This is a genomic window from Aeromonas jandaei (assembly GCF_037890695.1).
Lineage (GTDB): Bacteria > Pseudomonadota > Gammaproteobacteria > Enterobacterales > Aeromonadaceae > Aeromonas > Aeromonas jandaei.
Map to the genome: position 1 here is coordinate 1,192,501 of NZ_CP149571.1, position 18,194 is coordinate 1,210,694.

At 58.9% G+C, this 18,194-nt stretch carries 17 protein-coding genes, 1 tRNA gene, 2 rRNA genes and 1 pseudogene (1 of these 21 running past the window's edge); 13 read left to right on the forward strand and 8 right to left on the reverse strand.

Annotated elements, in window-relative coordinates; genetic code table 11:
• From WE862_RS05800 to WE862_RS05810, 3 genes are all read left to right on the forward strand, one after another.
• Positions 1 to 2,290: ribosomal RNA gene (locus WE862_RS05800) — 23S ribosomal RNA — on the forward strand; it begins 600 nt to the left of the window's first position.
• Positions 2,291 to 2,371: 81 nt separating this feature from the next.
• Positions 2,372 to 2,486 (forward strand): 5S ribosomal RNA (gene rrf, locus WE862_RS05805).
• Positions 2,487 to 2,515: 29 nt separating this feature from the next.
• Positions 2,516 to 2,592, forward strand: a tRNA-Asp gene (locus WE862_RS05810).
• Between the two features lie 460 nt (positions 2,593 to 3,052).
• Here WE862_RS05810 and WE862_RS05815 read toward each other — a convergent pair.
• Positions 3,053 to 3,418: a YijD family membrane protein gene (locus WE862_RS05815; RefSeq protein WP_042032290.1), complete on the reverse strand. Its 366-nt coding sequence runs from the start codon at positions 3,416 to 3,418 to the stop codon at positions 3,053 to 3,055.
• Between the two features lie 19 nt (positions 3,419 to 3,437).
• On the reverse strand, positions 3,438 to 4,058 hold the full coding sequence (fabR, locus tag WE862_RS05820) for an HTH-type transcriptional repressor FabR (RefSeq protein ID WP_033112608.1): 621 nt from the start codon (positions 4,056 to 4,058) through the stop codon (positions 3,438 to 3,440).
• 147 nt (positions 4,059 to 4,205) lie between these two features.
• Between fabR and WE862_RS05825 the strand changes: the two genes are divergently transcribed.
• Entirely contained in the window at positions 4,206 to 5,336 is a 1,131-nt protein-coding gene (locus tag WE862_RS05825; protein WP_042032289.1) for a fatty acid desaturase, read from the forward strand.
• 347 nt (positions 5,337 to 5,683) lie between these two features.
• On the opposite strand, the gene WE862_RS05830 is transcribed toward WE862_RS05825, so the two are convergent.
• Entirely contained in the window at positions 5,684 to 5,827 is a 144-nt protein-coding gene (locus WE862_RS05830) for a hypothetical protein (RefSeq protein ID WP_162182404.1), read from the reverse strand.
• 188 nt (positions 5,828 to 6,015) lie between these two features.
• On the opposite strand from WE862_RS05830, the gene WE862_RS05835 reads away from it, so the two are divergent.
• Entirely contained in the window at positions 6,016 to 6,642 is a 627-nt protein-coding gene (locus WE862_RS05835) for a lysoplasmalogenase (protein WP_041209586.1), read from the forward strand.
• Between the two features lie 79 nt (positions 6,643 to 6,721).
• Here the strand turns inward: WE862_RS05835 and WE862_RS05840 are convergent, their stop codons facing one another.
• Positions 6,722 to 8,275 (reverse strand): DHA2 family efflux MFS transporter permease subunit, encoded by a 1,554-nt coding sequence (locus WE862_RS05840; RefSeq protein ID WP_042032288.1) that lies wholly within the window; start codon positions 8,273 to 8,275, stop codon positions 6,722 to 6,724.
• Positions 8,275 to 9,327, reverse strand: a complete 1,053-nt coding sequence (locus WE862_RS05845; protein ID WP_042032287.1) for an HlyD family secretion protein — start codon at positions 9,325 to 9,327, stop codon at positions 8,275 to 8,277. Before WE862_RS05845 ends, WE862_RS05840 begins: the two co-directional genes overlap by 1 nt.
• A gap of 96 nt (positions 9,328 to 9,423) precedes the next feature.
• On the opposite strand from WE862_RS05845, the gene WE862_RS05850 reads away from it, so the two are divergent.
• Positions 9,424 to 10,326 (forward strand): LysR family transcriptional regulator, encoded by a 903-nt coding sequence (locus WE862_RS05850; RefSeq protein WP_042032286.1) that lies wholly within the window; start codon positions 9,424 to 9,426, stop codon positions 10,324 to 10,326.
• 9 nt (positions 10,327 to 10,335) lie between these two features.
• Positions 10,336 to 10,650 (forward strand): DUF2007 domain-containing protein, encoded by a 315-nt coding sequence (locus WE862_RS05855; protein ID WP_042032285.1) that lies wholly within the window; start codon positions 10,336 to 10,338, stop codon positions 10,648 to 10,650.
• 6 nt (positions 10,651 to 10,656) lie between these two features.
• On the opposite strand, the gene WE862_RS05860 is transcribed toward WE862_RS05855, so the two are convergent.
• The gene (locus WE862_RS05860) at positions 10,657 to 11,940 is read right to left on the reverse strand and encodes a dicarboxylate/amino acid:cation symporter (RefSeq protein ID WP_041209590.1); all 1,284 of its coding nucleotides are present in this window, start codon (positions 11,938 to 11,940) and stop codon (positions 10,657 to 10,659) included.
• A gap of 210 nt (positions 11,941 to 12,150) precedes the next feature.
• Between WE862_RS05860 and WE862_RS05865 the strand changes: the two genes are divergently transcribed.
• On the forward strand, positions 12,151 to 12,396 hold the full coding sequence (locus WE862_RS05865) for a YecH family metal-binding protein (protein ID WP_033112600.1): 246 nt from the start codon (positions 12,151 to 12,153) through the stop codon (positions 12,394 to 12,396).
• Positions 12,397 to 12,496: 100 nt separating this feature from the next.
• On the forward strand, positions 12,497 to 13,096 hold the full coding sequence (locus WE862_RS05870; protein ID WP_042032284.1) for a YhgN family NAAT transporter: 600 nt from the start codon (positions 12,497 to 12,499) through the stop codon (positions 13,094 to 13,096).
• Here WE862_RS05870 and WE862_RS05875 read toward each other — a convergent pair.
• Positions 13,069 to 14,052, reverse strand: a pseudogene (locus WE862_RS05875) (LysR substrate-binding domain-containing protein). The gene WE862_RS05870 and the pseudogene WE862_RS05875 overlap by 28 nt on opposite strands.
• 274 nt (positions 14,053 to 14,326) lie before the next feature.
• Between WE862_RS05875 and tatA the strand changes: the two are divergent.
• The 3 genes from tatA to WE862_RS05890 all read left to right on the forward strand — a co-directional run bounded on the left by tatA (position 14,327) and on the right by WE862_RS05890 (position 16,362).
• On the forward strand, positions 14,327 to 14,488 hold the full coding sequence (gene tatA, locus WE862_RS05880) for a twin-arginine translocase TatA/TatE family subunit (protein WP_033112597.1): 162 nt from the start codon (positions 14,327 to 14,329) through the stop codon (positions 14,486 to 14,488).
• Between the two features lie 17 nt (positions 14,489 to 14,505).
• Positions 14,506 to 14,808, forward strand: coding sequence for a YfcZ/YiiS family protein (locus WE862_RS05885; RefSeq protein WP_033112596.1), 303 nt, complete (start codon positions 14,506 to 14,508; stop codon positions 14,806 to 14,808).
• A gap of 132 nt (positions 14,809 to 14,940) precedes the next feature.
• Positions 14,941 to 16,362, forward strand: a complete 1,422-nt coding sequence (locus WE862_RS05890; RefSeq protein WP_198493560.1) for a lytic transglycosylase F — start codon at positions 14,941 to 14,943, stop codon at positions 16,360 to 16,362.
• Here WE862_RS05890 and WE862_RS05895 read toward each other — a convergent pair.
• Complete coding sequence (locus WE862_RS05895; RefSeq protein ID WP_167335508.1) at positions 16,340 to 16,516, reverse strand: hypothetical protein; 177 nt, start codon at positions 16,514 to 16,516, stop codon at positions 16,340 to 16,342. The two genes, WE862_RS05890 and WE862_RS05895, sit on opposite strands and share 23 nt — an antisense overlap.
• Before the next feature lie 90 nt (positions 16,517 to 16,606).
• Between WE862_RS05895 and WE862_RS05900 the strand changes: the two genes are divergently transcribed.
• Positions 16,607 to 17,854, forward strand: a complete 1,248-nt coding sequence (locus tag WE862_RS05900) for a phospholipase D family protein (protein ID WP_042032281.1) — start codon at positions 16,607 to 16,609, stop codon at positions 17,852 to 17,854.
• The last annotated feature ends 340 nt before the right edge of the window (positions 17,855 to 18,194 follow it).

An 18,194-nucleotide genomic window follows, 5' to 3' on the forward strand; every position in this document is an offset into this window, starting at 1 on the left:
CGTATAGGGGAGCCGTAGGGAAACCGAGTCTTAACTGGGCGTCTAGTTGCAAGGTGTAGACCCGAAACCGGGTGATCTAGCCATGGGCAGGTTGAAGGTTGAGTAACATCAACTGGAGGGCCGAACCCACTAACGTTGCAAAGTTAGGGGATGACCTGTGGCTGGGGGTGAAAGGCCAATCAAACTCGGAGATAGCTGGTTCTCCCCGAAAGCTATTTAGGTAGCGCCTCGGACGAATACTACTGGGGGTAGAGCACTGTTTGGGCTAGGGGGTCATCCCGACTTACCAACCCCATGCAAACTCCGAATACCAGTAAGTACTATCCGGGAGACACACGGCGGGTGCTAACGTCCGTCGTGAAGAGGGAAACAACCCAGACCGCCGGCTAAGGTCCCAAAGTTCTGGTTAAGTGGGAAACGATGTGGGAAGGCTCAGACAGCTAGGATGTTGGCTTAGAAGCAGCCATCATTTAAAGAAAGCGTAATAGCTCACTAGTCGAGTCGGCCTGCGCGGAAGATGTAACGGGGCTCAAACCAGGCACCGAAGCCGCGGATTTGCACTTAGTGCAAGTGGTAGGGGAGCGTTCTGTAAGTCTGCGAAGGTGTATCGAGAGGTATGCTGGAGATATCAGAAGTGCGAATGCTGACGTAAGTAACGATAAAGGGGGTGAAAAGCCTCCTCGCCGGAAGACCAAGGGTTCCTGTCCAACGTTAATCGGGGCAGGGTGAGTCGACCCCTAAGGTGAGGCCGAAAGGCGTAATCGATGGGAAGCAGGTTAATATTCCTGCACGACTTGTAATTGCGATGGGGGGACGGAGAAGGCTAGGTGGGCCAGGCGACGGTTGTCCTGGTGAAAGTGCGTAGGCGGTACCTTTAGGTAAATCCGGAGGTGCAACGCTGAGACACGAGACGAACACACTACGGTGTGGAAGCCATTGATGCCCTGCTTCCAGGAAAAGCCTCTAAGCTTCAGATTACAAGTCATCGTACCCCAAACCGACACAGGTGGTCGGGTAGAGAATACCAAGGCGCTTGAGAGAACTCGGGTGAAGGAACTAGGCAAAATAGTACCGTAACTTCGGGAGAAGGTACGCTCTTGTTGGTGAAGTCCCTTGCGGATGGAGCTGACGGGAGTCGCAGTGACCAGATGGCTGGGACTGTTTATCAAAAACACAGCACTCTGCAAACACGAAAGTGGACGTATAGGGTGTGACACCTGCCCGGTGCCGGAAGGTTAATTGATGGGGTTAGCGCAAGCGAAGCTCTTGATCGAAGCCCCGGTAAACGGCGGCCGTAACTATAACGGTCCTAAGGTAGCGAAATTCCTTGTCGGGTAAGTTCCGACCTGCACGAATGGTGTAACCATGGCCATGCTGTCTCCACCCGAGACTCAGTGAAATCGAATTCGCCGTGAAGATGCGGTGTACCCGCGGCTAGACGGAAAGACCCCGTGAACCTTTACTACAGCTTGGCACTGAACATTGAACCTACATGTGTAGGATAGGTGGGAGGCTTTGAAGGCGTGACGCCAGTTGCGCTGGAGCCGTCCTTGAAATACCACCCTTGTATGTTTGATGTTCTAACGCAGGGCCCTGAATCGGGCTCGCGGACAGTGCCTGGTGGGTAGTTTGACTGGGGCGGTCTCCTCCCAAAGAGTAACGGAGGAGCACGAAGGTTGGCTAATCCTGGTCGGACATCAGGAGGTTAGTGCAATGGCATAAGCCAGCTTAACTGCGAGACGGACAGGTCGAGCAGGTACGAAAGTAGGTCATAGTGATCCGGTGGTTCTGAATGGAAGGGCCATCGCTCAACGGATAAAAGGTACTCCGGGGATAACAGGCTGATACCGCCCAAGAGTTCATATCGACGGCGGTGTTTGGCACCTCGATGTCGGCTCATCACATCCTGGGGCTGAAGTCGGTCCCAAGGGTATGGCTGTTCGCCATTTAAAGTGGTACGCGAGCTGGGTTCAGAACGTCGTGAGACAGTTCGGTCCCTATCTGCCGTGGGCGTTGGATGATTGAAGGGAGTTGCTCCTAGTACGAGAGGACCGGAGTGAACGAACCTCTGGTGTTCGGGTTGTCACGCCAGTGGCACTGCCCGGTAGCTAAGTTCGGAATCGATAACCGCTGAAAGCATCTAAGCGGGAAGCGAGCCCTGAGATGAGTCATCCCTGACCCCTTGAGGGTCCTAAAGGGCCGTTGGAGACCACAACGTTGATAGGCGGGGTGTGTAAGTGCAGCGATGCATTGAGCTAACCCGTACTAATTACCCGTGAGGCTTAACCATACAACACCCAAGAAGTGTTCTAAGGCTTGTAGCAAATACGAACGAATTACTTACGTCAGCTTTCTCAGATTGAAGAATTTGCCTGGCGGCAATAGCGCCGTGGAACCACCTGATCCCATGCCGAACTCAGAAGTGAAACGCGGTAGCGCCGATGGTAGTGTGGCATTCGCCATGCGAGAGTAGGACACTGCCAGGCACCTAATTAGCAATAAGCTAGCCGAATGCGGAGCGGTAGTTCAGTCGGTTAGAATACCGGCCTGTCACGCCGGGGGTCGCGGGTTCGAGTCCCGTCCGCTCCGCCACTAAATAGAAGGCCTTCCCGATTGGGAAGGCCTTTTGCTATGGGCGATTTGCCGATTGGCCACAGCGGTGCACGCCAGAATCAATAGAAAAGCCCGGTCTGATGACCGGGCTTTGGTATTTTCAGCATCCAGAAGCAACTGAACCGTGGCCCTTGCCTGAGGGTGGGCGCTGGCAGGCCCGCTATTCCCTCCTTTTGGTGTGTAATCACGGTCATTTGGGATTGATTCTACCACCCGCCGCCTTCACTCAGATTTTGCCCTACAGAGAAGGGCCATATTGACCACCCCCTCCTCCATCTGGACATCAATGGTAAAGCCGAGTCGTTTGGCGAGGGTTACCATACCGCGATTGCTCGGCATGGTCATGCCGGATAAATCTGCGTAGCGCAAACAAAGAGGCCTTCCCGTTGGGAAGGCCTCTTTTCTTTAATCAAGTGATTGCAACCACTTTGTCGACTAATCAGGGTTTCTCTTTCTTGCCGATGCTTAGACCCAGCTTGATAGAGAGTACCGCCAGCAGCAGCAACATCATGATCAGGGAGAAGAAGTTGCTGCCAAGCTCCGGGTATTGCACCTTGAGCAGGGCCGAGTGACCGAAGGCGCCGATAAAGAAACAGAGCAGGGTACAGATGGGGGTATTGCCCACCATGGGTTCGTGGCGATAGTGCTGAAACAGCTGATAGGCAGCCAGCCAGAGAGCGATCAGCGGAAAGAAGGAGAAGGGTACGACCGCGTTGGTCAGCACCGCCAGAGACGCATCGCCACAGATGCCGATCAGCATCGCCATGGCGAGCGGTTTTTTGGGGATCACAAGCTGTTCAGTCATATCGTTCTCCATCCTGTGGTCATGGGTGAGGTTCACGGCGCTTCTGGTTCTGTACCTCGGCGCCCATGGCAATCATCCGCAGCTGGCGAATAGTGCGATCGGAGAGTGCCCGGCACTCTTCACTGGTCATGTCGAGCGCATCGGCTCCGGCGCTGAATACGATGGTAACCATGGCCTCGGCCTGGATATAGGCATCTTCCCGCGGTGCCTGGGTGGTGGCCTCCAGATAATCGGTCAGTTCGGCAATAAAGTGCTGGATCTCGCGAGCGACAGCCTGACGAAATGCGGCCGAGGTGCCGGAGCGTTCTCGCAGCAATAGCCGGAAGACGTTGGGGTTGTTCTCGACGAACTCCATGAAGGTCTGCACCGAGGTGCTGATGACGCTGCCGCCACCGGCAATGCGCTGGCGTGCCTGGCGCATCAGCTGACGCAGAGTCAGACCGCCCTCATCGACCAGGGTCAGGCCCAACTCTTCCATATCGCGAAAATGGCGATAGAAGGAGGTGGGGGCGATGCCCGCTTCACGAGCCACTTCCCGCAGGCTGAGATTGGAGAAACTCCGGTTGGCGCACAGTTGGCTGAATGCAGCATCGATCAATGTACGCCGGGTTTTTTCTTTTTGTTGAGCGCGAATACCCACGAAATCAGTCACCTTCAGCTTAACGAGGACAAATGATAACCCGAAGGCGCCTCAGGATCAGGTTTGTATCCTACTTTTTTACCATTGACCCTGGTGAAGTCGCCATGGAAAATGGCTAACAGCTGTTCGCTGAAAGGATGCAAGAAGATGGCTAGACCCCCGATTATTCTCACCAATACCCTGTTGTTCTCTCTCTCCGGACTGGTGGCGCTGGTTGCCGTCCCCTGGTATGGGGTGAGTCACGGTTACGATCTCTGGCAGTGGGCTACGTTCCTGCTGCTGTTCTGTTTGAGCGGGCTCTCGATCACGGCGGGCTATCACCGCCTCTGGTCGCACAAGGCTTACAAGGCTCATCCGGCGTTGCAGTGGCTGTTTGCCATCGGCGGTGCGCTGGCGTTGCAGAACTCGGCGCTGCACTGGTCGGCGGATCATCGCCGCCATCATCGTCATGTGGATGACAACGACAAGGATCCCTACAGCGCGGGGCGTGGCTTCTGGTACTCCCATATCGGCTGGATGCTGCGGGAGTATCAGGGGGAACAATATGGTGATTACAGCAATGTGCGGGATTTGCAGAACAACCCTGTGGTCATGTTTCAGCATCGCAACTATCTGGCGCTGGTGCTGGCGACCAATTTGGGCCTGCCGCTGCTGTTTGGCCTGATCCACGGAGACCTGCTCGGCATGTTGCTGCTGGCGGGCGTCTTGCGGATGGTGATGACGCACCACACCACTTTCTTTATCAACTCGCTGGCCCATATCTGGGGCAGCCAGCCCTACACGGATCGCAATACCGCCCGTGACAACGGCATCCTGGCCTTTTTCACCTTTGGCGAGGGGTATCACAACTTCCACCATCTGTTCGAGAACGATTACCGCAACGGTATCCAGTGGTGGCAGTTCGATCCGACCAAGTGGCTGATCCGGTTTGCCTCATGGTGCGGGTTGGCGAGAGATCTGCGCTCATCGCCGGAGGAGCGTATCGAGCAGGCCAGGCTGGAGATGCAGCTCAAACGGGCGCAGGCAAGGCTCGTCAAACAGGATGATCGCGAGCTGTGGCAAGCGCTGCTGCAAGAGGAGTACGCCAAGCTGAGTCAGCAGTTGCAGCACTACTATGCCAGTCGCAAGCGGCTGCTTGAGCTGCGCAAACGCAAGGCGCTGGCGCGCTATGACCGACTCAAGGTGCAGCTGGAATATCGCGCCTTGAAGGATGGCTTCATCGCCAGCAAACGCAACTGGAGTCGCTTGCTGGCGGGTATTGCCAGAGCCCCTGTCTGATCAAGCAGAAAAGAGAAGACCGCCAATCGGCGGTCTTCTCTTTGGTGGATCCTGAGCGCCGGTTCGGCGCCAGCATCTCGGCTTATTCGGGGTGATCCTGCTCTTGCAGCTGGCTCAGGGTCTGTTGTTCCAGCGGGCTGAGCCCCAGTTGCTCGCACGCCTGCTCAAAGCTGATCCCCGGATGGCACATCATGATATCCAATAACGGGAGGGCTAGTTGGCTTGGCTCTGCTGTTGCTGCAACTGATCCAGAGCCTGCTGCTCCTGCTGGCTGAGCCCCAGTTGCTCACACGCCTGCTCAAAGCTGATCCCCGGATGGCACATCGTGATATCCAATAACGGGAGGGCTAGTTGGCTTGGCTCTGCTGTTGCTGCAACTGATCCAGAGCCTGCTGCTCCTGCTGGCTGAGCCCCAGTTGCTCGCATGCCTGCTCAAAGCTGATCCCCAGATGGCACATCATGATATCGATGGCGGGCAGATAGTTTTTCATAGCTTCTTCCATGGTGATCCTCCAGACCCGTCTCTTATGCCCTGAATGGTATGGCGCGGCAATTAGACTTTAGGCTTAGTCTCACCCTTTGATCCGCCCCCTGCCACTCGGTGGGGGAATTTGTTACCCTGCACCCTGATATAAAAACGGTTGCCGTATGACAGCGAGCAACGGGTGAGGAGCAGGGCATGTTATTGAGTTTCTTGATCATCGCTTCCGGTTGGTGGCACATCCGCGCCGCCTATGGTTCAGACAGCCGCCAGTTCTATATCAGCAAGCCGCTGACCATGCTGCTCATCATCGCGCTGGCGTTTGGCTATCAGGGCTATGACCACGATGGTTCCCACGCCTGGATCCTGCTCGGTCTCTGCCTCTCGCTGGCGGGCGATGTGCTGTTGATGTTGCCAAGCGACCGCTTTATTCAGGGCCTGGCGGCATTTCTTGTCGCGCACCTCTGCTACATCGTCGGCTTTGCCCAGGGGCCGCTGGTGCTCAATCTGGTGGATGGTTTGCTGCTCCTGCTCATTGCCGCGCTGGTGTTTGGCCTGCTGTGGGGCAAGCTGGGAGAGATGCGGATCCCGGTCTTCTGCTACATGCTGGTGATCATCGGCATGGCCTGGGTGGCTGCGGGTGCCTGGCACGCATCGCTCACCGCAGGCAGTGCGGCTGCGCTGGCTGGTGCCCTGATGTTCCTCTTCTCCGACAGCATGCTGGCACTCGATCGCTTCCGCCGCCCCTTCCCCCACGCCAGAGCCTGGGTGATGAGCAGCTACTTTGCCGCCCAGTTCCTGATTGCGGGGTCGCTGGCGGGATGACGCCATGCAGTTGAATGCAGCTAACAGATAAAGAGAAACGGGCGTTGGCCCGTTTTTCGTTTTATTTCCCGGCTGCTTTTCACGCCTCTATCGGCTCGGCATCCGCTGCCCGCGGGGCGGGGGATTTGAGCAGCAGCATCAGGCCGCTGGCGACCAGCAGGAAGATCCCCATGATGTAGAACACCTGGTTGTAGGCCATGATGGCCGCTTCCCGGTTGATGGTGTTGGCGAGTATGGCGTGCGCCTGCTGCTCGGCCAGCTCGGGGCCGGAACCCTGTGCCATCATGCTCTGGGCCAGCTGCAGCAGATAGGTTTGTCCCTCGATACTGCTGGCGGGCAGGGTAGTGCCGATCTGGAGCATATGGGTGCGGGTGTCGTTGTCGAGCATGGTGGCGATGATGGCGATGCCAAAGGCACCACCCAGGTTGCGCAACACGTTGAGCAGGGTCGAGGAGGAGGGGATCTCGTCGTGGCTCAGGCTGGCGGTGGCGACTAAAGAGAGCGGCACCATGATGAAGGGCTGCCCCAGCGCCCGCACGATGAGCGCCTGAATGAGCTGCGGCCCGGCATAGTCGGCACTCATGTTGACGTTCATGAAGCAGCTGACGGCGAAGATGAGAAAGCCGAAGCTCACCAGATAGCGCGGATCGACCTTGTGGGTCAGTTTGGGCACCAGCGGCAGCACCAGCAGCTGGGGCAGCCCCATCCACATCAGCACTTCGCCAATCTCCAGCGCGTTGTAGTTGTGGATCTGGGTCATGTAGAGCGGCAGCACATAGATAGAGCCCATCAAGGCCATCCCGAGGATCAGGTAGGCAAAACAGGCGAGGGCAAAGCGCGGGTTGTGCAGCAATCGCAGGTTGACCAGCGGGTGGCGACGCAGCAGCTGGCTGATGACGAAGAAGACCAGCGAGACGACCGAGATGATGGTCAGGCGTACGATGAAGGTCGAGCCGAACCAGTCCTCCCGGTTACCCTCCTCCAGTACCACCTCCAGCACGCCCAGACCAAGGGCCATGGTGACGATGCCGATAAGGTCGACCCGCTTGATCACCTCCCAGTCCACTGCCTTCTTGTCCAGCCCGTGCGCTAGCATGGCCATCACCAGCAGTCCCGGCGGGACGTTGAGATAGAAGATGTAGTGCCACGACATCTGCTCGGTGAGCCAGCCGCCGAGGGTTGGGCCGATGGCCGGGGCGAAGGTAGCACAGAGACCGAACAGCGCCATGCCGGTTGCCCGTTTCTGCAACGGCAGCAGGGTGACGATGAGGGAGAAGGCCATCGGGATGAGCGCCCCGCCGGTGAAGCCCTGCATTGCCCGGAAGATGATCATGCTGGTGAGGTTCCAGCTGAAGGAGCAGAGCACGGAGGAGACGATAAAGGCGCCCGTGGTCCATAGCAGGTAACGGCGTACGCTCAGTCCCCGGCTCAGCCAGCCACTCAAGGGGATGGCAATCATCTCCGCCACCAGATAGGAGGTGGAGATCCAGGAGCTTTCGCTCAGGGTGGCAGAGAGCGCCCCCTGAATGTCCTTCAGGGAGGCGTTGGTGATCTGGATGTCGAGGATGGCCATGAAGGCGCCGATCAGGCCGCCGATGACCGCGATCCAGTGGCGACGTGGGATGGGTTCCATCAGTTGGCGGCCGTCATGGCATCAGGGGTACGGGTATCTACCGTTACTTCGCTGGAGAGGCCCGGCAGCAGCTTGCCGGCGAGCTGACCCGGCTCGGGGATACGGATTTTGACCGGTACCCGCTGCACAATCTTGGTGAAGTTACCGGTGGCGTTCTCCGGTGGCAGCAGGGCGAACTTGGCTCCTGTGGCTGGCGCCAGACTGTCGATGATCCCCTCGACCGGCTGATCCGGATAGGCATCAAGCACCACTTCGACCTTCTGGCCGGGCAGCATATGGGCGAGCTGGGTCTCCTTGAAGTTAGCCTCGACCCACACCTGTTGCAGCGGCACCAGACTGGCGACCTGCATGCCGGACTGGACGTAGAGCCCCTCCCGCAGGCTGCGCTTGCCGATGATGCCATCGGCCGGTGCGCGTAGTTCGGTGTAGCCGAGCTCCAGCCTGGCCTGCTCCAGTTGTGCTTCACTCAGGGCCAACTTGGCCTGATTCTGCTTGGCTTCGGCATCAAGTACCAGCAGCCGTTCGCGGGCGGCCTGCAGGGCGGCCTTGGCCTCTTGTGCCTGCGCCTGATTGACCTGCAAGCCGGCACGCACTTCATCCAGACTGTCTTGCGAGCTGTAGTGGCGCTGGTTGAGCTGGCTGATCCGGGTTACCTGCTGGCTGGCGCGCAGCTGCTCGGCCTTGGCGGAGGCAACCTTGGCTTCGGCCTGCTGGATCAGGCTCAGCTGCTGGATGCGGGTCGCGGCCAGATTCTCGGCGGTTGCCTGATTGAGGCGCAGATCGGCCTCTGCCTCCGCGACCTTGGTCTTGTATTCGCGATCATCGAGACGGGCGATGAGCTGGCCCGCTTTGACCGGCTGGTTGTCGGTCACCAGCACTTCGCTGATATAGCCGGGCAGCTTGGAGCTGATCCCGGTTACCTCGCTCTGGAGATAGGCGTTGTCGGTGCTCTCGAAATAGCGGCCGTGGAGGTACCAGTAGGCGGAGAAGAGGAGAGCGAGCAGGGCCAGGATCATGGCGGCCAGGAGAGGGATTTTCTTGTGTTGACTCATTTTGGAGATTCCTGAACGTAAGGGGCGCAGGCTAACACTGCTCGACTGTTTCGATTAGTATTGGTTCACGAGATATACAGTTTCACAGGTGCAACAATGGACCTAAATGCTGCGTTAATTCTGGTACGAATTGTCGACAAGGGCTCGTTTACTGCCGCGGCCCAGGAGCTGGGCATGACCAAGGCGATGGTCAGCCGGCGGATTGCCGAGCTGGAACAGCGGCTCGGGGTGCGGCTGCTCTATCGCTCCACCCGTCAGCTCACCCTGACCGAGGAGGGGGAGAAGTACTACCGGCACTGCAGCAAGGCGGTGGAGGCATTGACGGAAGCGGAGCTGATGTTGAGCGCCAGCCAGCAGGAGGTCACCGGCACCCTCAAGATGGCCGTGCCCATCGAGACGGGTCAGTTGGTGGTCGGGCGCCTGGTCGCCAAGTTTTTACAGGCCTATCCCGGCCTGCAAGTGGAGCTGGAGCTGACCAACCGGGTGGTTGACCCCATCAGCGAAGGGCTGGATGCGGTGGTGCGGATCGGCGATATGAGCGATTCCAATCTGGCCGCGCGCCGCCTCTGGAGCACCGGACGGCTGCTCTGTGCCAGTCCGGCTTATCTGGCGCGCAGCCCGGCGATCAAGCGGCCGGAGGATCTGGCCAACCATGAGCGGGTGACGGTGAGCAGCGGTTTTCTCGCTTCCCACTGGTGCTTCGAGCTGGATGGCAAAGAGGTGCTGGTTGACCCTCCCTCCCGTTTTCGGGTCAATAATATTACCTGTGCCCGCGAGGCGGCCAAGGCGGGTCTCGGACTGGCCTCGATCCCGGCCATGCTCTGTCAGGAGGAGCTGGCCAGCGGCGAGCTGGTCGCGGTGCTGCCAGAGTGGCAGCAACCCAAGGTGTCGATCTACCTGCTGTTTCCGGAGCGACAACTTATGCCGCGCAAATTGCGGGCGTTCATCGATTTCATGGTGGAGAACGGAGCCGAGTTCGGCATCGACAAGCTGCTGTAAGGGGGAGCTATGGATAACTGGATCAATCTCTATCGCGCCTCTCACACTCTGGAGGCTCATGCTCTCAAAGGGGCGCTGGAGGCGGAAGGGGTGCCGGTGCGCCTCAATGGCGATGGCCTGTCAGGGGCCTTTGGCGAGTTGGCGGCGGATCTGCTGCAGGTGACCCTGATGGTGCGTGCCGAGGATCGCAGCAAGGCAGGGCGGGTGATCGAACGCTATCAGCAGCGCCAGGGTAACGGCTGGCTGTGCGGTCAGTGCGGGGAGGAGAACGGCGCCAACTTTGAAGTGTGCTGGCGCTGCCATCACGATCCCCACGACAACTGATCCTCCCTAGCGCAGGGGGACGTCGATATCTTCCCCGGCGTGTTCATCGTGATAGGTCGCCAGATCCAGCTCGTTTTCGCTGCGGGCGATCAGGACGGAAACCAGAATATCCCCCGAGACGTTGACCGCGGTGCGCGCCATGTCGAGCACCCGGTCAATCCCCGCAATCAGTGCAACCCCTTCCAGCGGCAGTCCGACCGCAGTCAGCGTAAGCGTCAGCAGCATCAACCCGGTGCCCGGAGTGCCTGCGGTGCCGATACTGGCCAGGGTGGCGATGCTGATGATGGTCAGGTAGTCCACCAGATGCAGATCCACGCCGAATGCCTGTGCCACAAACAGGGCTGTGACCCCCTGATAGAGAGCCGTGCCATCCATGTTGATGGTGGCGCCGATGGGCAGCACCTTGGCGGTGATGGCGGGTGAGACCCCGAGCCGCTTCTCGGCGCAGGCGAGGCTGATGGGCAGGGTGCTGCTGCTGGAGCTGCTGGTGAAGGCCACCGCCTGGGCATCGACGATGCTCTTGAAGTAGTGGATCGGATTGAGCCGCGCCAACAGGAGCAGCAGGGTGCTGTAGACCCCGAGTACATGGAGCAGACAGCCGAGATAGACGGCACCGATTACCTTGAGCAGGGGCAGCAGCAGGTCGATGCCATATTTGCTGGTCATCCAGGCCATCAGGGCACAGACGCCGTACGGGGCCAGCGCCATCACCATCTGGGTCAGCTTGAACATCCCCTCCGCCAGCGAGGTGAAGAAGAGGATAGCGGGGCGGCCGCGGCGGCCACAGGCATTGAGTGCCACCGCCAGCGCCACGGCAAAGACGATCACCTGCAGGATCTTGCTGTCCACCATCGCCTCGACCGGATTGCTCGGTACCAGATGGCTCAGCACGCTGGCCAGCGTCGGTGGCGTGGTCATGCCGGGTCGTTGGTAAGGGCCCATGTCAGCCCCCATGCCGGGTTCCAGCAGCCAGCCCATCATCAGGCCGATGCAGATGGCGATGGCGGTGGAGCAGAGGTAGAGGCAGCTCGCCTTGATCCCGATGCGGTCGAGCGCCTTGCCCTTGAGCAGTGAGGTGAGGCCGGCGATGACCGAGCAGAAGATCAGGGGCACCATCAGCATCTGGATGGTGTTGACGAAGAGCACGCCGATGGGTTTGAGCAGCTGAGCCTGCTCCTCGAAGCCGACGCCAAGGGCGACCCCGGTCAGCATGCCGATCAGGGTCTTGAGCCAGAGCGGGCGACGGGTCCAGATCTGCCAGGGTTTGCTTGCCTCTCCATGGAACAGCATGGCGCCAATATCCTTATCAAATGTCTGCGGTGACCAAAAATGGGGCGCTAGTGTAGCGATCCCTGCAGTGGGTTGCCACATTATCGACAAAGCGGCGTCGCTGGCCACTCTCGCAGCAGGGTAATCCGTTATTTATTGGCCTATATCAAGATCCCTCCTGACGGGAGAGGATTTAATTGACATTAAATATGTTCATTATTGAGGTGCAAGATGTCGCAATCGGTACATGGTCACGAAGTGATGGAGATGATGCTGGAACAGGATGGTCAATTTACCCGTGCCAGCCTCAAGCAGGCGATGGCGCAGCGGTTCGGTGCCGATGCCCGTTTTCATACCTGCAGCGCCAGCGAGATGGATGCCGAAGCGCTGATCGACTTCCTGGCCGCTCGCGGCAAGTTCATCGAAGCAGGCGAGGGTTTCCAGACCCGTGCCGACAAGATCTGCAATCACGGCTAACCCCCTTGGCGAGCGTGTGATGGCGCTCGCTCAACTTCTCGCCCTTTGCTATATTTCGCCCCCTCCCATTTCCCAATTCAAGGCGTAGCCCGGGCGTTGTATGGATACTTTCTCTGCCGCAGTCATGCTGTTTCTGATCATGGACCCGCTGGGCAACCTGCCGGTCTTCCTCTCCATCCTGCGCCATATCGATCCCAAGCGGCGGCGCAAGGTGATGATCCGCGAGCTGCTCTTCTCGCTGGCCATCATGATGCTCTTCCTCTTTGTCGGTCAGCAGATCCTCGGCTTCCTCAACCTGCGACAGGAAGCAGTCAGCATTGCCGGCGGTATCATCCTGTTCCTGATCGCCATCAAGATGATCTTCCCGAGTGAAGGGGGGGTGACCGGACTGGCGGCGGGCGAGGAGCCTTTCCTGGTGCCGATGGCGATCCCGATGATCGCCGGCCCCTCGATCCTCGCCTCTTTGATGCTGCTGGCCAATCAGGAGCCCACCCGCATGGTGGACTGGTCGCTGGCGCTTTTCATGGCATGGGCCGCCAGCGCGGTGATCCTGATGTTCTACGAGGTATTCAACAAGCTGCTGGGTGAGCGTGGACTCACTGCGGTGGAGCGGCTGATGGGGATGCTGCTGGTGATGATCTCGGTGCAGATGCTGCTGGACGGGGTTCACCACTACTTGCAGGTAACGGGCGCGCCTTGATCGGCGCGCGACTCCAGCTGACTCAGGATCAGGGTCAGCAGAGTTTCCCGCAGCCAGCGATGGCCGGGATCTTCCTCATGACGCTGATGCCAGATGAGCAGGTGCGAGATGCTGTCCAGCTCGATGGGCAGCGGCAGTTGCAACAGTGGGTAGACCTGGGTCGCGTGACGGGCATAGAGCTTGGAGAGGGTGACGATCATATCGGAGTGCATGCCCATCCGCAGCGCTGCTTCGAATGAGGGAACACTCGCCTCGATACGCCGGTAGAGATCGTGCTCTGCCAGCTTGTGATCCAGCATCCAGCGATCCCGCCCTTCGCAGTAGGTCTGGACATGGGGATAGCTGAGGTAGTGGTCGAGATCCCAGCGTGGCTCCTGCAGGGCGGGGTGGTGCTGTTGTACCAGGCAGGTGAGGCCATCGATGGCGAGCAGTCGCTGGCAGATGCTGCCGGGCAGGGTATCGAGCCGGTAGTCGGAGTCGATACAGTTCTCCCGCACCGTGAAGGCGATATCCACCTGCCCCTGGCTCATCTCGGTCAGGCTGTTCTCGGTTCACTCCTCATAGCGCAGCCGCAATCTGGGGGCCTGCCGCTTCAGCTCGCTCAGGTAGAGCGGGGCAAACAGGGTGAAGGCGCTGTCCATGCTGGCGATGACGAACTCCCGATCCGAGTTGGCCGGGTCGAACTCCGGCGGCTGGATCAGGTTGTCCAGCGACAGCAGGATAGGTTGCAGCTGCTGTTGCAGCACCAGTGCGCGGGGGGTTGGTTCCAGCCCGTAGGCGGAGCGGATAAAGAGGGGATCGTCGAAGGTTTCTCGCAGCCGGCCGAGCGCTTTGCTGACCGCGGATTGACTCAAATGTAGTCGTCTGGCCGCCTTGCTGCCGTTGCGCTCCTCCAGCAGAACCTGCAGGATAATCAGCAAATTGAGGTCGATACGACCCAGTTGTTCCAGCAGCATGATATGAATCCCCTTCAACTCTAAGATGAATTTATACCATTTGTTTTCATATCTTGGCGATCTTATCCTCAATTTGTCTCTGGCTCGGATGAGCCACTGGTACAGGATGTAGCGGTTGAGGGGACACGTAGCACAATCAATATGGCGACCTTCGGGTCGCCCTATTTTTTGTAGTGATTTATTTGCTCACTTGCACCCGCCTTGATTTTGCCCAACAATTCTTGCGCTCTGTTTTGATACAACTGATAGATATCTCTCTTTGAGGAGCATCCCTATGGGACTCGGTGGAATTCATATCTGGCACATGTTGATCCTCTTGCTGGTGGTTGTGCTGGTGTTTGGCAGTAAGCGTCTGGCCAGTGCGGGTGAGGATCTGGGAACCGCTATCAGGGATTTTCGTAAAGCCATGCGTGACGATGAAAATCATCCGAAATAAGCAGTAGGAGTAAAAGTATGTCTGTTGACGAGAAAGTAGAACTGAACGAAACCTGCGACAGCTGTGGCTGTTTTGCCGAGATCGGCACCATCATCGGTGAAGGCGATGATGTGATGGAACTTGTTATCGAAGCCGCTGCCGAGGCTGATGCCCGTGCCAAGCTGGCTGCCTATGAAGCGCTGGCCAAGCAGGTGACTGCAGAAGCCAAGAGCAGTAGCGAACTGACCCAGGGCGCCAACGGCGTGATCCTGAAAGCCCGCCTGCAATTTACCTGCACCGCCGAAAAACTGATCTTCGAAATGCGGGCCCGCTCTATCTGAGCACTCTGATGACGCGGCAGGCCAGTCCTGCCGTGTTGACCCTTCTGCTGTGGGTCTGCGTTCTATAGTTACTCTATCCCACAGACGGTTTTGCCCGGCGCGAGTCGGCCAACAGAAGGCGACAACATCATGATGCGGCACTGGATCTGGGGCCTGCTGGCTCTCTGGTCTCTCCCTCTGCTGGCGGCCGATCTCAAGCCTCAGCGTCTTCCCCAACCAGGGGACCTCGAAACCATTTTGCAAAAGCGCGAACTCAGGGCGCTGGTAGTCTATGAGCGCGGTTTCTATTTCCTCGACAAGGGTGCCCAGTACGGCATTCTGGTCAATCAGCTGCAAGGGTTCGAGCGCTGGCTGAACAAGACCTACCTCGCCAGGGAGAAGGTGCCGCTCAAGGTGGTCTACATCCCGGTTCGGCAGGACAAGCTGCTCGATTATCTGGCGGAGGGTCGCGGTGATCTGGTAGCGGCCAACATGACGGTGACTCCCACCCGGCGCGAACAGGTGACCTTCTCCCGGCCGCTGATCTCCTCCATCGAGGAGTGGGTGGTCAGCCAGAACACGCTGCCCGCCTTCAACCGCATTACCCAGCTCTCCGGCCGGCGGGTCTGGGTGCGCGCCAGCTCCAGCTATTGCGAGAGTCTGCGCCAGCTCAACTGGTTGTTTCGCGAGCTTGGGCTGCCTCCTGTCTATATCGAGACGGTGCCCGAGTATCTGCAGGATGGCGATCTGCTGGAGATGGTGGCGGCCGGCATCATTCCGCTGACGGTGACCGACAGCTACAAGGGGCGGATCTGGCTGGGGGGGATGATCTCCGGCCTCAAGGCGCACAAGTTGATTCCCCTGCGCAGCAAGGGCACCAGTGCCTGGGCGCTGCGCAAGAACAGCCCCGACCTCCTTAAAGCGGTCAACCGCTATCTGGCGGGGGCCAGTCGCAACAGTCTCTATAGCGACATGACCCTGCGCCGCCTGCTGGCGCGCAGCGACCAGATGAGCAACATACTGGCACCTGACCCCATGGGACGGCTGGCAACCATTCGCAAGGTGCTGGAGAAGTACGCCAAGCAGTATGAGCTGGACTGGCTGATGCTGGCGGCGCTGGCATACAAGGAGTCCGGCCTCAACCCCGCTATCCGCTCCGAGAAGGGGGCTGTTGGCATCATGCAGCTGCTGCCCAGCACCGGTCGCGAGGTCAATATCACGGGGGCCAGACTGACGACGCTGGATGGCAACGTCGAGGCGGCCTGCCGTTATCTGCGCCTGATCCTCGATACCTACTTCAACGATCCCAATCTGGATCTGCTCAACCGCCACCTGTTTGCGCTCGCGGCCTACAATGCCGGGCCGAACCGGGTTCAGGCCTTGCGGGACAAGGCGGGCAAGCTGGGGCTGGATCCCAATGTCTGGTTCGGCAACGTGGATCAGCTGGTGGCCAACGAGGTGGGGCAGGGGCCGATCAACTATGTCGGCACCATCTACAAGTACTATGTTGGCTATCGCTTCAGCCTGCCCCAGATCGAGGGCAAGGCTGCGGCTATCGAAGCGGCTCAGCCATGAGCCGATTGACCGGTTGAGCCTCCGGCGTAGTCGGTAGCGGCCAGCCACCATCCCTGTGCAGCAAGAACCAGTGGGCCGACTCGGTGCCGGGTGTTTGATCCGGCTGGTGGAGCTGGCCCAGATAGCGCAGCATAGGGGTATCGTGCAGTTCCATAGCAACTCCCTGTTTCGAGATACGCAAAGTGTCGATATACGAAGAGGCTTGCTGCGTTATGACACCTGGCCATGACAGCAGGATGACAAGATGATCCCCGGATCCTTTGCCCTGATCGACGACCCGGCCCTGGCGCTCAAGGTGCGCAGCCAGTGGATCCGTTCCGCCCGCGAGCAGATCCAGGCGCAGTATTACAGCTGGGAGGAGGACAGCAGTGGCAAGCTGCTGCTGGGCGAGCTGCTCCATGCCGCCCGGCGCGGGGTCAGGGTACAGTTGCTGGTAGATGACCTCTATGCCGGGGACAACCGCTTTCTGGAGATGGTGGCTCACTATCCCGGTATCGAGGTGCGGCTGTTCAACCCCTTCTGGTTAAGGGGCTGGCGGCCGCTGGCCCTGCTGCTGGAGGGGCTCTTCACCTTTCGCCGCATCAATCACCGGATGCACAACAAGCTGCTGCTGGTGGATGGCAAGCTGGCGCTTATCGGTGGCCGCAATATTGGTGATCGTTATTTCGGGCTGGATCCGGATGCCCCTTTCGTGGATCTCGATCTTGCCTGTCAGGGGGCCATTTGCGAGCAGATGGCGGCGGGGTTTGCCCAGTTCTGGCAGAGCCGCTGGAGCCACCCGATCCGCCATCTGTTGCGCCGAAGATTGCAGCCCGCCGAAATTCGTGTGGTCAACGATTTCCTCCTCACCATGGCGGATCCCGCGGTCGCTGCCGTTTATGATCTGCCTGCCTCGCTGTTTGACGGCAACGAGCCTGCGCTTGCGTGGCATAACGGTCGGGCCGAGGTCTGGTTTGACCGGCCCGGCAAAGGGCTGGTTTCCCGCCCGGTGACTGCTCGCCAGCTCTGGCGACAGTTGGCTGAGGCTCCTTCCACGCTCCGCATGGTGACTCCCTATCTGATCCTCACGGGCGGTTTTCGGCGCCGTTTGCAGCGGTTGCGTCGGCAGGGAGTGGTGATCGAGATCCTCACCAACTCGCTGGCCAGCACGGATGTGCCGCTGGTGCATGGGGCCTACCAGCGTCACAGGGGCTGGTTGCTGCGTCAGGGGATCCGGTTGTGCGAGTTTGATGAAGGGCAAAGCAGCCTGCACGCCAAGCTGATCCTGTTGGGAGAGGAGCGCGCTCTGTTTGGCAGCCTCAACCTCGATCCCCGCTCGCTCTTTCTCAATACCGAGCTGATGTTGCAGCTGGAGTGTGCGCCTATCTGCCAGCAGTTGCAGGCGTGGTTGTTGCAGTGGCAAGGGCAGGGTGAACCACGCAAAGCGGAAGGGTGGTCACGGCGTCTGGTTGCCAGGCTCAGCGACTGGTTACCACTGCATCGCTGGTTGTGAGCTGGCCATTTTTTGTGCGAGATCTCGCAAAGGCGTGTAGGCCTTTGCCGATGCACATCGCGAGCGAATAGCCATAACCGAGTCTATCTAACTGTTTTATAACCAGTTCATGGTGGTGATAAGGCTGTTTTTTGTACCGATATGTGAATGGATTGGGCATAAAATCGTTTTTTATTTTGTTTTTCTGCGTAATATTTCAGTTGCAAGGACAAACACGGTGGCTTGCTGCCGTGTGGAAGAGGGTTGTAACGGGTTGCTGGCCACTTGTATTGCTGCAACTGGCGCTGACTTCTGATGGGTAGCGAACTTTCGGGAGGTTCGGAGAGGCGCCCGCGACGAC

Coding starts and splice junctions, on each gene's coding strand:
- WE862_RS05815 (WP_042032290.1), bottom strand. CDS start 3,418: ATGACTGAACAGCTTGTGATCCCCAAAAAACCGCTCGCCATGGCGATG.
- WE862_RS05825 (WP_042032289.1), top strand. CDS start 4,206: ATGGCTAGACCCCCGATTATTCTCACCAATACCCTGTTGTTCTCTCTC.
- WE862_RS05830 (WP_162182404.1), bottom strand. CDS start 5,827: ATGAAAAACTATCTGCCCGCCATCGATATCATGATGTGCCATCTGGGG.
- WE862_RS05835 (WP_041209586.1), top strand. CDS start 6,016: ATGTTATTGAGTTTCTTGATCATCGCTTCCGGTTGGTGGCACATCCGC.
- WE862_RS05840 (WP_042032288.1), bottom strand. CDS start 8,275: ATGGAACCCATCCCACGTCGCCACTGGATCGCGGTCATCGGCGGCCTG.
- WE862_RS05845 (WP_042032287.1), bottom strand. CDS start 9,327: ATGAGTCAACACAAGAAAATCCCTCTCCTGGCCGCCATGATCCTGGCC.
- WE862_RS05850 (WP_042032286.1), top strand. CDS start 9,424: ATGGACCTAAATGCTGCGTTAATTCTGGTACGAATTGTCGACAAGGGC.
- WE862_RS05855 (WP_042032285.1), top strand. CDS start 10,336: ATGGATAACTGGATCAATCTCTATCGCGCCTCTCACACTCTGGAGGCT.
- WE862_RS05860 (WP_041209590.1), bottom strand. CDS start 11,940: ATGCTGTTCCATGGAGAGGCAAGCAAACCCTGGCAGATCTGGACCCGT.
- WE862_RS05865 (WP_033112600.1), top strand. CDS start 12,151: ATGTCGCAATCGGTACATGGTCACGAAGTGATGGAGATGATGCTGGAA.
- WE862_RS05870 (WP_042032284.1), top strand. CDS start 12,497: ATGGATACTTTCTCTGCCGCAGTCATGCTGTTTCTGATCATGGACCCG.
- tatA (WP_033112597.1), top strand. CDS start 14,327: ATGGGACTCGGTGGAATTCATATCTGGCACATGTTGATCCTCTTGCTG.
- WE862_RS05885 (WP_033112596.1), top strand. CDS start 14,506: ATGTCTGTTGACGAGAAAGTAGAACTGAACGAAACCTGCGACAGCTGT.
- WE862_RS05890 (WP_198493560.1), top strand. CDS start 14,941: ATGCGGCACTGGATCTGGGGCCTGCTGGCTCTCTGGTCTCTCCCTCTG.
- WE862_RS05895 (WP_167335508.1), bottom strand. CDS start 16,516: ATGGAACTGCACGATACCCCTATGCTGCGCTATCTGGGCCAGCTCCAC.
- WE862_RS05900 (WP_042032281.1), top strand. CDS start 16,607: ATGATCCCCGGATCCTTTGCCCTGATCGACGACCCGGCCCTGGCGCTC.